The sequence below is a fragment of the Desulfonatronovibrio magnus genome, from assembly GCF_000934755.1.
Lineage (GTDB): Bacteria > Desulfobacterota > Desulfovibrionia > Desulfovibrionales > Desulfonatronovibrionaceae > Desulfonatronovibrio > Desulfonatronovibrio magnus.
Map to the genome: position 1 here is coordinate 62,594 of NZ_JYNP01000024.1, position 15,543 is coordinate 78,136.

12 protein-coding genes are annotated in these 15,543 nt (G+C 41.8%); 8 read left to right on the forward strand and 4 right to left on the reverse strand.

Going from position 1 to position 15,543, the window contains the following annotated elements; genetic code table 11:
* Positions 1-3 precede the first annotated feature (3 nt).
* The 4 genes from LZ23_RS03460 to LZ23_RS03480 all read right to left on the reverse strand — a co-directional run bounded on the left by LZ23_RS03460 (position 4) and on the right by LZ23_RS03480 (position 3,036).
* Positions 4-858: a Tad domain-containing protein gene (locus tag LZ23_RS03460; protein ID WP_045211611.1), complete on the reverse strand. Its 855-nt coding sequence runs from the start codon at positions 856-858 to the stop codon at positions 4-6.
* A 28-nt stretch (positions 859-886) separates the two neighbouring features.
* Positions 887-1,264 carry a hypothetical protein gene (locus tag LZ23_RS03465; RefSeq protein ID WP_045211612.1) on the reverse strand — a complete coding sequence of 126 codons (378 nt, stop codon included), beginning with the start codon at positions 1,262-1,264 and terminating at the stop codon, positions 887-889.
* A 168-nt stretch (positions 1,265-1,432) separates the two neighbouring features.
* Positions 1,433-1,681 carry a Flp family type IVb pilin gene (locus LZ23_RS03470; RefSeq protein WP_045211614.1) on the reverse strand — a complete coding sequence of 83 codons (249 nt, stop codon included), beginning with the start codon at positions 1,679-1,681 and terminating at the stop codon, positions 1,433-1,435.
* 599 nt (positions 1,682-2,280) lie between these two features.
* Positions 2,281-3,036: a PP2C family protein-serine/threonine phosphatase gene (locus LZ23_RS03480; protein WP_045211617.1), complete on the reverse strand. Its 756-nt coding sequence runs from the start codon at positions 3,034-3,036 to the stop codon at positions 2,281-2,283.
* 1,155 nt (positions 3,037-4,191) lie between these two features.
* Between LZ23_RS03480 and LZ23_RS03490 the strand changes: the two genes are divergently transcribed.
* From LZ23_RS03490 to LZ23_RS03525, 8 genes are all read left to right on the forward strand, one after another.
* The gene (locus LZ23_RS03490) at positions 4,192-5,511 is read left to right on the forward strand and encodes a LuxR C-terminal-related transcriptional regulator (protein ID WP_084590877.1); all 1,320 of its coding nucleotides are present in this window, start codon (positions 4,192-4,194) and stop codon (positions 5,509-5,511) included.
* 202 nt (positions 5,512-5,713) lie between these two features.
* Positions 5,714-8,365, forward strand: a complete 2,652-nt coding sequence (locus LZ23_RS03495; RefSeq protein WP_045211622.1) for a valine--tRNA ligase — start codon at positions 5,714-5,716, stop codon at positions 8,363-8,365.
* Between the two features lie 106 nt (positions 8,366-8,471).
* Positions 8,472-9,998 (forward strand): uroporphyrinogen-III C-methyltransferase, encoded by a 1,527-nt coding sequence (gene cobA / locus LZ23_RS03500; RefSeq protein WP_045211624.1) that lies wholly within the window; start codon positions 8,472-8,474, stop codon positions 9,996-9,998.
* Positions 9,999-10,000: 2 nt separating this feature from the next.
* The gene (gene rfbC / locus LZ23_RS03505; RefSeq protein WP_045211626.1) at positions 10,001-10,549 is read left to right on the forward strand and encodes a dTDP-4-dehydrorhamnose 3,5-epimerase; all 549 of its coding nucleotides are present in this window, start codon (positions 10,001-10,003) and stop codon (positions 10,547-10,549) included.
* 36 nt (positions 10,550-10,585) lie between these two features.
* A complete protein-coding gene (rfbB, locus tag LZ23_RS03510; RefSeq protein WP_045211628.1) occupies positions 10,586-11,608 on the forward strand; it encodes a dTDP-glucose 4,6-dehydratase in 1,023 nt (340 codons plus the stop codon).
* Positions 11,592-13,268 (forward strand): glycosyltransferase family 4 protein, encoded by a 1,677-nt coding sequence (locus LZ23_RS22255; protein ID WP_052507082.1) that lies wholly within the window; start codon positions 11,592-11,594, stop codon positions 13,266-13,268. Before rfbB ends, LZ23_RS22255 begins: the two co-directional genes overlap by 17 nt.
* Positions 13,269-13,894: 626 nt before the next feature.
* Positions 13,895-14,869 (forward strand): DnaJ C-terminal domain-containing protein, encoded by a 975-nt coding sequence (locus LZ23_RS03520; RefSeq protein ID WP_045211629.1) that lies wholly within the window; start codon positions 13,895-13,897, stop codon positions 14,867-14,869.
* Between the two features lie 18 nt (positions 14,870-14,887).
* Positions 14,888-15,208: a chaperone modulator CbpM gene (locus LZ23_RS03525; protein WP_045211631.1), complete on the forward strand. Its 321-nt coding sequence runs from the start codon at positions 14,888-14,890 to the stop codon at positions 15,206-15,208.
* Positions 15,209-15,543 lie beyond the last annotated feature (335 nt).

Consider the following 15,543-nt stretch of genomic DNA (forward strand, 5'->3'; position numbering starts at 1 on the left):
TGCCTACCTGATCAACAATGCCTGGTAATAGGGTTTTCCATCGTAAATATGTCCACCGGCAGGCCTGGCCATAGCTCTGGCTGTGAGAGTCGGCATGGCTCCAAAGATTCTTTCAGCGATAAGAAAGTTCTGGGCTGGAAGTTCAAGTTCATACAACACATATGTTGGCCCAACTTTTCGGACCCGTTCACGGATTACAGTTGTTGTAGAAAAACTAACTGACCTTTTGGCTAGCAAATAAAAACTGCCATCATGGTTTCCGGCAAACCTTGGGTCTCCAGGATCAGACCAGAACAGATTTGCAACAGGAGAGCCAAGGGAATAGCTTGCTGTATAAAAACTGAATGAAACTGGTCGCTGCACTGCCGACAGGTGTGTAAGAACTTGTGTATTGTGTGCTGCTGACAATGTGCTTAATGGCATGTTCATTTCTTTTACATTTTGCGCTACATGCTCGGCCATGGCTGCATATAATTCGTTGAAAAGATTTTGATAAGCAAATATATTGTCAATTACCCCAGTTTTTCCATTAAAGAAGTAACTTAGGGCAATTGCGGCTTGGCCAAAATCGTACCATGTTCCACTGCGCATGATTTTTACAAGATTTTCATGCTCTTTTGCCATTTCAATATTCAGATCAGCAATTTCATTCAGCCCAGTAGCTTGAACTGCAGCAGCAGAAAGGGCGCAGGCATCTACAGTATTCTGAAGCTTTATTTTAGTAAAAACAAGCTGGTTTATATTGATGATCAGCACAATCATCAGTACCATTGTCGGCAGCAAAAAAGCCACAGAAACAGTAATTGATCCTTGCTCTTTTGATTTAGAGTGTCTTTTATGATTACTGATAGAGTGCATAGTGGATTCTCTGTTTTATATGATGCGCCTAAAAATCATTATCGTCCTGCTCAAGACGGTTTTTATAATCAAGTTCATTAAACGTAGGGATTTCAATTTCAATGCTGAAACCTCTTCCTTGCGTTAGGAAATTGTTTATTCCAGAAGGCATAGGTATCTGTCTTGCAACAGCTACCCTGTTTGTTTCAAAAGTCATTATAGAGTCGGAATCAATTTTTTCTGAAGTTTCTACTGCAGGTCCTATCCCTTGTACAGAAAATACTCTGGAAGCTGCAAACCCTGCAAATGTTGCCCGTTCATTTGCAGCAAAGAAAATAAAAAATTGTATAAATATTGCAAAAAAAAGCAGGAGGCCCATGAGAGCCAGAGCGAACTCTACTGCTGCGATGCCTTTTTCAGATGTCATCTTTTTGGTACTTTTTATATTTTGTTTGCAGTTAGTCATTTTTTAGGAAGTTATTTTATTAAAATAATTGGGGAGCATTACTGGTACTGTAAGCTGCTCTCACTGAGATCATGAGAGATGTCGAAATTTTGAAAAAAGCAATGCTCCCAGTGATTATTCCAGCATAAGTTAGTTAGCAGAAGGTTGTCTTCCCATCCATCCCTGAACTTGCTGTACAGCTGCTTCAAAAAAATCCTGCAAAGGATCTCCCATAAAGGTAGCGGCAGCAATAACAACTGCAAGGACAACAGCAATTACCAGCGCATATTCAACAGCTGTGGCTCCAGTTTGATTTCCGTACGAAACATCATTATGTCTTAATTCCATGCTTTCTTGCCCAACAATTTTTTTTTCTTTTTTCTGCCTGGTGTTTTTCATGCCATTCTCCTTTAATGTTGAGAAGTTAAAATGTTGAAAATGATGATACTATTGTAATAAAATGATTGGAAACTCTTATTGCCAGGTCTTTGAAAAGAATAAAAACTCCAGAAAAAAGCATTGCTGCCAGGACCATACCCAAGGCGTACTCTACAGCGACAGCTCCGTATTGTGTTGGATATTTAGTCAATATTATCTGTAAGTTCTTAATCAACTTGACACGAAAATTTTTCCATTTAGAAAATTTAATTGCAGTTATTGTTGAAAACATATTTATATTTTCCTGAAAAAATTTACTATAAATATTAGCAATATAAAAATAAATATTAAATGTAAGCCTATTGCATGTGCAACGCAGTACCAAAGCTAAAAAGAGTTGAAATCAATTTTACCCTATGAATATTGATGCATTCTTTACGCAAAACTATGAATTAAGATTGGTAATGAATAAGTTTCTTACGCACGTTGACTTTAATGTATGAAAATAATATTTGTTTACTGTATATAGTATGTATAAATTCAAAATTATTACAGCTTTGACTTTTGCGTGAGGGGTTTTGACTGGCATTCCTGGGCTATACTTGCCTTAAATATTAAATTCAGGCTATAGTTGCTTCATTGTCGAAAGCTTTAATTATTTGAAAGGTTACATTATCTCGAGCACCATTGACATAGACTTCTTTCAAAAGTTGGTCCTTGGCTTCAAAAATTGATGATCCTTTGAGTCTGATGCGCAAGAAGTTATCATTAACCATGTTGTAAAGTCCATCTGTACATATCAGGTAAATGTTATGGTCGAAGTGTGTTAAAATATTTATATGAGGTTCAACGCGATTGTCTTCGCCTGTCAAAGCTTTGGTTAAAATATGTTTTTTAGGATGAAGTATTGCCTGTTCGGGTGTTATGGTTTTGTTGTTCAGCATTTCATTAACTACAGTGTGATCATAACTCAATTGCTTGAGTTCTTGTCCATCAAAGCAGTAAATTCTTGTGTCCCCAACATTGGCGCTTATAACCAGTCTTTCATAGAATACAAGGATAGCCAGGGTTGTGCCCATCATAGTCTTGCCTTTTGATTGTCTTATGCTGGCCAATTCTTGCTGGGCAGTATGAAAAAGGCTTGCAATGGAATCCTTGATAGCACCGGCAGTAAAACGCTTTATATTTTTGAATTCAGTAGTAACAGAATTGATCACAGATTTACTGGCAATATCTCCTGCTCCATATCCCCCCATTCCGTCTGCGACGCAAAAAATATGTGCATCAATATATGGGTTGGAAGCGTGACCATGGAAGTCTTCGTTTTGATCTCGGACCTTACCTTTGTCACTGCATTGGGAAAAAATGAATTCCATTAGCTTTTGTGTAAAATTAATTTTCTAAGTTACAAGTGCTACAAAGCACAGCATTGGTTCTTGTTCTGTAGCTTTATAAATTCATTTAACTGGTAAATATTTAGAATTCATGGATTGACACCCCATCATCAGTCGTATCAGTTTAGCATTTTTAGAAAGTAGGGGGCAGGCACTCCGGGACCCACTTGAACATCATTTTGTACTTAAAATATCTCATTTTTTGGGACAAGTGGGTCCGGGAAGAGCCAGTCCCCCTCCGGGCTGTATGCCTCCGGGCAGGAAGCCATGCCACATGCAAAGCGCTAAACAGATACAATCAGTCCATGAAGTATGCTGGTCTGGTACTAAATAAGTTTTTTAACACTATTCAACTTTAAGATAAATCCTGCATCTTGTTTTTTTGGCATTGCTGCTAGTTTGACAAGTCTCGAGCCCGTTAGTCATAACTATGGACAGGGAATGCTTCTGGAATATTTGAAACAATTAATGGCTTTGACTTACGGGCTCATGCCGGGAGTTTGCAGCAACAGGAAACCAATAAGGATACAGGCTGTCCTCACAGCATGGTGAATAGATACAATGTTATTTAAAATTACAACTTATTTAAGGGCAAGGCAAGTAGATTTTTTGTTTTTTCAAGAACCATATGAGATTGGAAATAAAGTACGCCATATCAAAATTAATTGTTGCCAAAAAATATGATAGTAGTCATTCATATGCATGATTGTTAAATAAAAAATTCTGCTTTTCAGTCATAAGATCGATCATAAGATTTGTGTGGTTTCTTCATAAACGTTGCTTATTTTACTCTAATGAATTTATAAATAAGCCTCCAGTGAAATTCTGTAAAGTCGTCTGCCTTGTAAACTTTTTAGGAAATTTCGTCGTCTTTAGTGTAAACCTTGGCATTTTACAAAGCTAAATAGAAATGCAAAGGTGTGTTTTAGCTTCTTTTTTCATGATAAAAAAATCTAAAGTTACAACAATAAACTCGACTTAAATTATGGGATATTGCCAAACATCCATTTATAGCTTAATAGAAAAAGCTGGCCACTTGTTTGTATCCAGAAGAAACCTGGTTGTGTCCAGAACGCCTCAACTATAGTCTCAAGATTAGTTAGATTTCCAACCTTTATCACTTCATAAACGATTATAATGAAAATTCCTGTATGGGTTATTTTTGCCGGATTTATTAGCTGGCTTTTGTCCTTTGCCATGGAAGGCCCCTTAGTAAGTCACTCTGGGATAGAGAATGCACTATTATATTTTATAATTCCGCATATAGTAGCACTATATGTTCTTTCTCTGGTCCGGTATGATTATGATATCACGATTATTGCCGATTCAGGCATAGTTTTGAGTGCTCTGTCTACAGTATTTTTTTTCTATTCCGGTGATTATGCAGCCATTTTTATGATTCTGGCAGGAATAGGGTCTGCTCCTGTTTTAATGAGAATAGGGGGGATGCTTGGTGATACTAATGGCAAGCTATTTCAGGTTTTTTCAGGTTTAGTTGCTGGTAATATTGCGACCGGGATTGTCATTAACCTACCCTCAGGAGTCTGGTCTTATTTTGCAGTAGCAATCGCTCTTTCTCTCTCCTTTTCTGCTGAAATGCGGGTTCGGTCGGACTCTCTTAAAGACTTGTACATTTATCAGCCTATGTTGCTGGTTCTGTATACCATGGCTGGTATAATGTATGGTTTTCTTATGCCTGGATATTATGCAACTGAGCCTTTACCAGGCAGTGAAATTTTCTTTTATATTCTGGCCATCACTTTGGGCTGGTATTTTTTTGCAAAGGATATTAATGGTTTACTTTATCTTGCCATAGCTTTTGCAATTCTTTCTCAGCCTGCTCTTTACAGTCTTACTGAAACATTTTTCGTAAGCGGTCTGTATTTTATGCAGTCTTCAATGGGATTTGCTGATTACTTTGCTCTTGCCCTGGCAGTAAGTCAAACTTCTCCAGCCAGGGCCGTGGGATTAAACTCCGCGACAGTGTGCCTGGGCATACTGATTGGCTTTATGCTCAGCCAAACTCATTTTGAAATTATTACTATTGTAGCTTTCCTTGGAAATATTACATTGGCTGCAGGGATTTTTCTACTGATGTTTATTCAAAGGCATAAGAAGAGTGGAGCTGTAATCCACGGTTCATCTTCTCAAATAATATTCGGACCTTCCAAGGATGCGGATGTCGAGCAAAAAATCCAGTTGGCAGAGAAGGGCAGTGAAAGGTTTGTCTGTATTCCGGAATGGATAACAGATAAGCTGTCACCGAGAGAGTGTCAGATTCTGGAGATGGTGATTGTCAAAGGAATGCTTTACCGTGAAGTTGCAGAAGAAATAGGGATAGCAGAATCGACCGTAAAAACTTATATTCAAAGAATTTATACCAAAATGGAAGTAGAATCAAAAAAGGATTTAAAAAAAATTTGTCAATGTTTAGATGCCCAAAAAAATAACCAGTAAGGGAATAGCTTTGTTCAGTTGAGATAAGAAATGTTGCTCCTAAAAACCTCATTTTCGGGCAGTTTTCTGGAAAATACTTATAGTCGCATCAGATACGATTTGACGCCCAGGAGTATTAGATATAATTAGTTTTTCTTCATTGATCCAGGGTGTTGAAATTGGAGCATTACGCAATTTTTGAATGAATTACGGAGTTGGACAAATGGCCATAAAAGAACTTGCAAAAGGATATGAACCCAGGGACGTGGAAGAAAAGTGGATCAGATTCTGGGATGAAAACCAGAGTTTCACCCCAAAACCTGATTCTGACCAGAAAGCTTATTCCATAGTGATTCCCCCGCCCAACGTAACTGGAACGCTGCATATGGGCCATGCCCTTAATCTTACCTTGCAGGATATATTATGCCGTCATAAACGTCAGCAGGGATTTGATGTGCTCTGGGTTCCCGGGACTGATCACGCTGGAATTGCCACTCAAAATGTTGTGGAAAAGTCTCTTGCAGCAGATGGAAAATCCAGAGAAGACCTGGGAAGAGATAAATTTGTCCAGAGGGTTTGGGAATGGAAAGAAGAATACGGGGACAAGATTCTCAATCAGGTCAGAAGGATCGGGGCTTCCGTTGACTGGAGCAGGCTGCGTTTCACCATGGATGAAGGGCTTTCCAAGGCTGTGCGCCAGGTTTTTGTCCAACTCTACGAACAGGGCCTGATCTACCAGGGGAACTATATAATCAACTGGTGTGTAAGGTGTCATACTGCTCTTTCTGATCTGGAAGTGGAACATGGTGAAGTGGAGGGTGCTCTTCATCATTTACGCTACCCCTTAGAGGATGGAACAGGATCAGTAGTAGTGGCAACCACGAGGCCTGAAACAATGCTCGGAGATACTGCAGTGGCAGTGAATCCTCAAGACGATCGCTACTCTCATCTTATTGGAAAGTATGTTATACTGCCAATTCTAAAGCGCAGAATTCCGGTTATCGGGGATGAGTATGTGGATATGAAGTTTGGCACAGGCTGCTTGAAAGTGACTCCAGCCCACGATCCCAATGATTTTGATCTGGGGCAGAAACATAATCTGCAAGTGGTTCAGGTGATTGATGATATGGGCAGGATGACACAGGAGGCAGGTGAATTATTTGCAGGGCAGGACAGGCTTGAATGTCGTAAAAATATTCTCAAGGTGCTTGAAGACCAGGGTGCTCTGGAAAGTGTTGAAAAGCATAAACACAGCGTCGGGCATTGCTACAGGTGCAACTCTGTTGTGGAGCCTTATGTTTCCAGACAATGGTTTGTCAAAGTTGGACCACTGGCCCGCAAGGCCCGCAATGCTGTGGCAGATCAAAAAACAATGATTTTTCCAACACACTGGGAGAAAACATACTTTGACTGGCTGGATAACATTCGTGACTGGTGTATTTCACGCCAGATATGGTGGGGGCATCGTATTCCAGCCTGGACTTGCCAGGATTGTCAAGAGTTGATTGTTTCAGTTGAAGAGCCCCAGTCCTGCTCAAAATGTAAAGGTTCCAAGCTTGTTCAGGATGAAGATGTTCTGGACACCTGGTTTTCCTCAGCCCTTTGGCCTTTTTCCACACTTGGGTGGCCGGAACAGACTAGTGAACTTAAAAAATTTTACCCGACCTCTGTGCTTGTAACAGGTTTTGACATCCTGTTTTTCTGGGTAGCCAGAATGATGATGATGGGCATCCATTTTATGAAGGATGTACCTTTTCATCATGTCTATATTCACGCTCTGGTTCGTGATGCTCAGGGACAGAAAATGAGCAAGTCCAAGGGTAATGTGATTGATCCTCTTGTTGTCATGGATGAGTATGGAACAGACGCTTTCAGATTCACACTGACAGCTTTTGCAGCCATGGGGCGCGATATAAAAATGAGCAAAGACCGTGTGGAAGGTTACGGTCATTTCATTAATAAAATCTGGAACGCGGCACGCTTCAGCCTCATGAACCTGAATGAACAGACCCGGGACCTTGATGCTGAAAATGTTGAAGGGCTTGCCCATAAATGGATCCTGAATGAGTTGGAAGAAGTTAAGGCTCAGGTTCAGGATGCCATTGATGAATATAGATTCAATGATGCTGCCCAGATACTTTACCAGTTCATGTGGCATTCCTTTTGCGACTGGTATCTTGAGCTCATCAAGCAGGATCTATATGGAGATGATGAAAAATCCAGACAGATTGCTCAGGAAGTCCTTTTAGATGTACTCTCTCAAACCCTTATCCTGTTTCATCCAATTATTCCCTTTGTTACTCAGGAAATATGGTCTGTTCTTCCGGGTAGAAAAGAGCAGGACTTAAGTAAGGTTGCTTATCCGGAAAAGCAGCCCTTTTTTATTTTTCCCAAGGCAGCACAGGAGATGGCGTTTTTGCAGCAGGTGGTCAGCGCGGTGCGCAATATTAGATCAGAGCTGAATATTGCACCCTCTCTCAAACTTACTTTAATCATGAAGGCAGACAAAGAAGACAAGCTTTTTCTGGACGAGCACTCAGGGCTTATCAAGGCTCTGGCTGGTCTGGAAAAAATTCAGGCCGGCAAAGAAGTTAATCAACCTGAAGGATGTGGATCAGCGGTGGTTAAAGGGTATGAACTGTTTGTTCCATTAAAGGGGGTTGTGGATATTGAGGGTGAGCTTAAAAGACTTGATAAAGAACTGGGCAAGTTAGATAAAGAACTGACCATGATTGAGAAAAAACTGGCCAACCCGGGTTTTTTAAATAATGCTCCTGAAGAAATAGTTCAAAAGGAGAAAAATAAATCCTTAGAGATTACTGAGAAGAGAACTAAGCTTTCGTCTCTGCGTCAACGCCTTGTTGATATGGGGTAATATTTAGAAGATAATATAAAAATTTAATTACAATAAAACCTTTGACTGTCCAGTTACAATAAATCTAACTGCAACAACAGGAATTGAGTATTCACAAGGGGAAACAATGTCCAAAGTCTATCTTATTGGAGCTGGTCCGGGTGATCCCGGACTTCTGACCATAAAAGCCAGAGATGTGCTGTCAAAAGCAGATGTGGTGGTTTATGATTATCTGGCCAACAAGATTTTTTTAAAAAATTGCCGAGAAGATGCTGAAATTATTTATGTTGGCAAGAAAGGCGGCGATCATACACTTCCTCAGGCTCAAATTAATGAACTTCTTGTGCAAAAGGCCCTTGATGGAAAAATTGTGGCCAGGCTCAAAGGTGGTGATCCTTATATTTTTGGTCGCGGCGCAGAAGAAGCTCAGGAGTTGCTGGAAGCTGGAGCTGAGTTTGAAGTTATTCCAGGAGTTACTTCCGCGGTTGCAGCTCCTGCTTATGCTGGAATACCCCTGACACACAGAAAGTACGCTTCTTCAGTATCGTTCATCACCGGCCATGAAGATCCGGACAAACCTGAAAGCGCTCATAACTGGCATTCCCTGGCAACCGGAACCAGCACTCTGGTTTTTTTTATGGGAGTCAAGAACCTTCCTCATATCAGCAAAATGCTCATACAGCATGGAATGCGCCCTGATATGCCTGTTGCCTTAGTGCGCTGGGGTACTACATGTAAACACAAATCCTTAGTTTCAACTCTGCAGGATATTCCAGATGAGGCTGCCCGGCAAGGATTTAAGCCTCCTTCTTTAATTATAGTTGGTGAAGTGGTTTGTTTGCGAGATGAACTGAACTGGTTTGAAAAACTGCCTCTGCTTGGTAAGGGAGTAGTGGTGACCAGAGCTCGTGAGCAGGCCAGTTCTCTGCTGGCTCAGCTTTCTGATCTTGGAGCCTGTTGCTTTGAATTTCCAACCATTCAAATCAATCCTCTTGATGACTATTTGCCATTGCATGATGCAATAAGTAAACTTCATCAGTACAATTGGGTTGTTTTTACTTCAGTTAACGGGGTTCGATTTTTCTGGCAGGAGCTTGTTAAAGCAGGGCTTGATGCCCGGGCCCTGGGCAATAATAAGGTGGCTGCCATTGGCCCTGCCACTGCTGAAGCTCTTGAACAGCGCGGCATTAACGCAGATTTTGTTCCGGAAAGGTATGTGGCTGAGTCAGTGGTTCAGGGTATGCTGCAGCTCGGGGTTATGGGGCAGAAGGTACTTATACCCAGAGCGAAAGTGGCCCGCGAGGTTTTACCCCAGGAACTGATGAAGGCCGGGGCGGATGTGGAGATCGTTCCGGTCTATGAAACCGGACTGACACAGGAAGATGATTCCGAAATTGTTTCATCTTTAGAAAAGGGTGAGATTCACTATATAACTTTTACCAGTTCTTCCACAGTAGAAAACTTTTTTTCATTAGTTGCTCCGGAACATATCGCCAAAAATCTTGATAAAGGTATAAAACTGGTCTGCATCGGCCCGGTAACTGATAAAACTCTGCAAGGTTTTGGGTTTAAATCAGATATTATGCCTGATGACTATACCATTCCCGGAGTGATTCAAGAATTAATCAAAGACAGCGAAATGATTCAGGAGTAAGAATGCTTTTTACACCGACAAAAATTCCCCAAGTCATCATTGTTGAACCAAAGGTTTTTGGTGATGAGCGGGGGTATTTTTTTGAAAGTTTCCGAAAGGATATCTTTGACCAGGAAATACCTGGAGTAAATTTTGTTCAGGATAATGAATCTTTGTCCATGCGAGGAGTGCTGCGCGGGCTTCATTACCAACTGCCTCCCATGGCACAAAGCAAGCTGGTAAGAGTGGTGCAGGGCAGGGTGCTGGATGTGGTGGTGGATATTCGCCGGAGCAGTCCATATTTTGGTCAGCATGTGGCTGTTGAGTTATCCCAGGAAAATAAGTGCCAGTTGTTCATACCCAAAGGTTTTGCCCATGGATTTATAGTTCTGAGTCAGAAGGCTCTTTTTCAGTACAAGGTAGACAACTATTACTCCCGGGAACACGATCGAGGCATACTGTTCCATGATCCTGACCTGGGCATTGACTGGATCTTAAAACAGCAAGAGATTGTTGTGTCCGGCAAGGATGCTGAGAATCCATTGTTAAAAAATGCTGATGTTTTTGATTAGATCTTCTGTTGCTCCAACGAAACAAGGAGAATATTAATGAATTCAATACTGGTAACGGGCGGGGCCGGATTCATCGGTTCCAATCTAATTATATATCTTCTGGATACATATCCTGATTGCCGTGTTGTGAATCTTGACAAGCTTACTTACGCAGGCAACTCTGAAAACCTTGCCGATATCCAGGGGCATGAAAGGTATAATTTCGTCCATGGAGATATCGGCAACAGTGAACTGGTCAATTATCTTTTTGAGTCATTTTCTATTGACGCAGTCATGCATCTCGCAGCAGAAAGCCATGTGGATAATTCCATTTCCGGTCCTGAAATTTTTATACAAAGCAATGTTTACGGTACTTTTGTTCTGTTAGACACAGCTTTCAGGTACTGGATGGATGGACCTTTTAAATGCAAACCAGGCTTTGAAAAGTGCAGATTTCTGCATGTAAGTACAGATGAAGTCTATGGCAGTCTTGGAGAAACCGGTCTTTTTTCTGAAACTACACCCTATGCCCCCAACAGCCCCTACAGTGCAAGCAAGGCAGCATCAGATATGCTGGTTCGCAGCTATTTTCATACATATGGCATGAATACTGTTATTACTAATTGTTCCAATAACTATGGTCCCAGACAGCATAATGAAAAGCTTATCCCCACCATAATCCGCAATGCACTGAAAGGTGCACCAATTCCAATATATGGAGACGGAAAAAATGTACGAGACTGGCTTTATGTAACAGATCACTGCCGAGGGCTTGAACTGGCTCTCAGAAAGGGCAAAAGTGGTGAAACATATAATATTGGTGGAAAGAATGAATGGCAAAATATCAGTATTGCCCGGCTGATATGCCGCAATCTTGATATCAAACGTCCCAGAAATGATGGCAGCAGTTATGAAGAACAGTTGACATATGTTGCAGACAGGCCCGGCCATGATTTGCGATATGCCATTGATGCCTCCAAGATTGAGACAGAACTTGGATGGCACGCCCATGAAAGCTTTGAGAGTGGAATGGAAAAGACTGTGGACTGGTATCTGAACAAATATGTATCAGCAGTCTGAATTTTCTGAAATCGCAATTCTGGCTCTTGCCTTTTTTACCTCCCTCTTTTTCACGCTTTTGCTTACTCCCATAGCAGAGCGTGTTTCAGCCAGGCTGGGTTTTGTGGATCAACCCTGCACAAGAAAAGTACATGATCAATGCATGTCCCGCCTGGGTGGAGCGGCCATGGCTATTGCTTTTTTTTCCGGGGTCGTGGTTTTTGCCGGATGGGGCAGGGAACTTTGGGCTGTGCTGGCTGGGGCGAGCATTATTTTTTGTGCTGGTCTTGCTGATGATGGAAAAGATTTATCGCCCAAATTAAAGTTTTTTTTCCAAATAGTAGCAGTAGTCTGCTTCATGCTTGTGGGTGGAGTATATTTGACCGATCTGGGAGATATTATTGGTTCAGGACCAATAATCCTGGGTTGGGCTGGTCCGCTTTTAACTGTTTTTGCCATGACCGGAGTGATCAACTCCTTTAACCTGTCTGACGGGCTGGACGGCCTTGCAGCAGGCATGGCAGCTATAGCCTGCCTTTTTTTTATCCCTTTTGCCTACGCCCAGGGCAATTGGGCCTACATGGCCATTCTTGTCTGTCTCATGGGAGTGATTTTGGGCTTTCTCAGGTTCAACACTCATCCTGCCAAGTTATTCATGGGTGACAGCGGAAGCCTGTTGCTGGGTTTTGTAATGGCTGCTGCAGCTGTGTTTCTGACACAGGCCGGTCCAGCCGAAAAGGGTTACCAGCCGGTTACAGCTCTAATCATTGTCAGTCTGCCAGTTGCTGATACCTTATTTGTGATGGTCCGAAGGATTATGAAAGGGCAAAGTCCTGTTAATCCGGATCGTACACATATCCATCATCGCCTCATGGCAATTGGCTTCAGCCATCAGCTTACAGTCAGCGGAATATATTGCTTCATGCTTGGAATGGGTATTCTTGCCTGGACTGTCAGACCTTTACCTGAATGGGTGCAGTTTTATACCGTACTTTTTGTCTATTTTTGCCTGTACGCAGCAATTTACTTTGCCGAGCGCAGAACTGTCTCTCAAAATAAACAGGTGGGATTTAATCTACGTCTTGATCCGACCAATCAGTTTCTGAGAAAAGTTCTCTTCTGGACAGCTGAAAAATCCTGGCTCTTTTTTATCTTCATATGGGCATCTCTTCTGGGATGTGCCTTGTTGGCTCCTGAAATGCCTGCGCCTTTCAAATATTATATATTGTTTGTGGTTCTGTTCGGCCTGGTCTATTATCCATGGAAAGGTGGAATAAAACAGATGGGGATAGCCCATGCAGTTATTTTTTTTGGACTTTATTCTTTTATATTGGCTATCAATGTAGCGTCTGCCGGTGATGACTGGATGCGTGGAATATTGTTGCTGGTTTCCGGGGCAGCCATGCTCTGGACCCTGGGTAGAGTTCTCAATACAAGGCGTGTCAGGGTGTTATGGCCGGGTAGCCTGGAAGTTCTTCTCCTTGGAGTTGCTTTGGCTGTTCCAGTGCTTGTGCATTATTCCGCCTTTATGGGGTTTGATTTCAGGTGGCAGATGTTTATATCTTTTTTGCAGACAGTGCCCATTTTTATGCTTAATAAAGTGCGCCTGAGACGAAACCCGGCAAGGATTGCACAATTTGCCGGGCTTACTGGACTGGCTCTCGTTATGTTGTTATTTTAAGCCTCTAAATGTGAGTATTACATTTTTTTGAAAAGCCGACTGGGGACAGTCAAGAAGCCAGGAGCTGATCCTGTTCCAGGTTGTCTAAACCAGATTGAATCCAAAAATAGCCATCACAAACTGCTCATATTGACACTATTCGGAAACGCGTAATCTTTTCCGATATTTACTTTATCAGTCTGACACGATTGAAGATCTGAGTTTTCAGATGAAAGCAACCGCCGGATCTGATAAAGTTCCTTTTGCATTTTGCTGCACTGCTATCATAATGAAAATTTACTCTACTGCTTGACTAAGAATGAATCTGAATTAACTAACAATGTCAGAAAATTGACCATAAGATGTATCAGACAGAAACCATAAATTCAAAATAAGTTTGATTAATGATCAGGTTGCTTAGATACCACTGCAGTGACATCTTATTTAAGCTGTAAGGTGGCTGGCTCTTTTGCCGCTGGATAGTCCATCTGTTTTGTGCTTTAAGATCGGCAAAAGCGACTGTCCCCGGTGACCGAGGCAGTAATTAGCACAAAATGTCGCTGTAGTGAGATTTAGTTCAGGATTTTATCCAGGGTCACAACTGAATTGCTGAGCTGATACAATAATTGTAAGGGGGATCATGCTATATGGAATATAAGGATTACTACAAAATCCTGGGAGTTGACAAAAAGGCATCTAAAGAAGAGATGTCCAAGGCTTTTAAGAAGCTGGCCAAGAAATATCATCCGGATTTAAATCCCAACGATCCCAAGGCAGAAGATAAGTTTAAGGAGATCAACGAAGCCTACGAGGTGTTGAAAGATCCGGAAAAAAGAAAACTTTACGATTCTCTTGGGCCCAACTGGCAACACGGCCAGAATTTTCAGCCACCACCGGGCTATGATAACGTTCATTTTAATTTTCAAGGGGATCAAAGAGGTGCAGGATTTGATTTCAGCGATTTCTTTGAAACTATTTTTGGAGGTGGTTTTGGTGGAGGGCAACGGTTTAAACGCTCCACATCGGGATTTCAGGGAGATCCATTTTCCGGAGGATCTTTTGCTCGTAAAGGACAGGATGCTGAGGCAGCGTTGGAACTTACACTGGAAGAAGCGTATCAGGGCGGATCAAAAAGCATTACTCTGCAAGAGCAGATTATTGGCGCTGACGGTCGTCCTGCTGTTCAAAACAAGACTCTTAACGTGAATATTCCTGCAGGCATCAAGGACGGAAACAAGATCAGACTGAGTGGACAGGGTTCTCCGGGTATGGGGTCAGGACAGTCCGGAGATTTGTACCTGCGGGTAAATATTCTGCCTCATGAGCACTTTAAGTTAGATGGAAACAATATCATATATGACCTGCCTCTTTCACCCTGGGAAGCAGTGCTTGGTGCTAATATCCTCGTTCCCACCCTTGAAGGTAATATTGAAATGAAAATACCACATGGAATTAACAGTGGTCAAAAATTAAGAATTAAAGGCCGGGGTATGGGAAGAGGAGCTTCTAAAGGAGATCAACTGGTCCGGATTATGATTAAAGTTCCCAAAAATGTACCTGATAATGAAAAAGAACTCTGGCAGCAACTGAAAGACACTTCCGTTTTTTCGCCCAGATCTTAGCCGGTGAAGGAGAATAATATGCAGGATTACAGTATACAGAAAAAAGTCAGTTCTTCTCTGATTAAGTCCAATTTAATTCACTGGTCGCAATTTGTTCAAAAGACCGGGGTTTGTCCATATAGATTGACTGAACTTGTAGATATGGGGTGGGTGGAAACAGTCAGTACTTCCAAGGATAATTATCATTTTCCTGAAAAAGAGATATTTCGCGTACAAAAACTTATGCGTGTATGCCGTGATTTTGAGTTACCCACTATTGGCGGCATTATTATTGTGGACTTGCTGGAAAGAATCGAGTCCATGGAGAAAGAAATCACTCAACTGAGAAGTCTGATTTAAGGCAGATTTTTTCCGCAACCCCACTTAATCAAGTATTGTTTAGTTAGAGGTCGGCTGTCGTTTTCAGGCTTAATGTGGAAGGCTGAAGGCTGAAGGTTGAAGGCTGGAGGTTGAAGATTTGGGTTGTTAGACTTTATTGGTTTTATAAGCTTCTCGCCCTGGCGGGCCGGGACCGAACCTGCGAGTAACTTACACCCCTCGTTCCCAGGCTCAACCTGGGGACGTTTTTCTCCTGCGGCTCCAGTCGCTTCTTCAAAATGTGGCTGGAGCCACAAAAAGAGATATGTTCCGATGCTAACATTCCGAGCGTTATGTGTTATTTTAAGGAGGATATA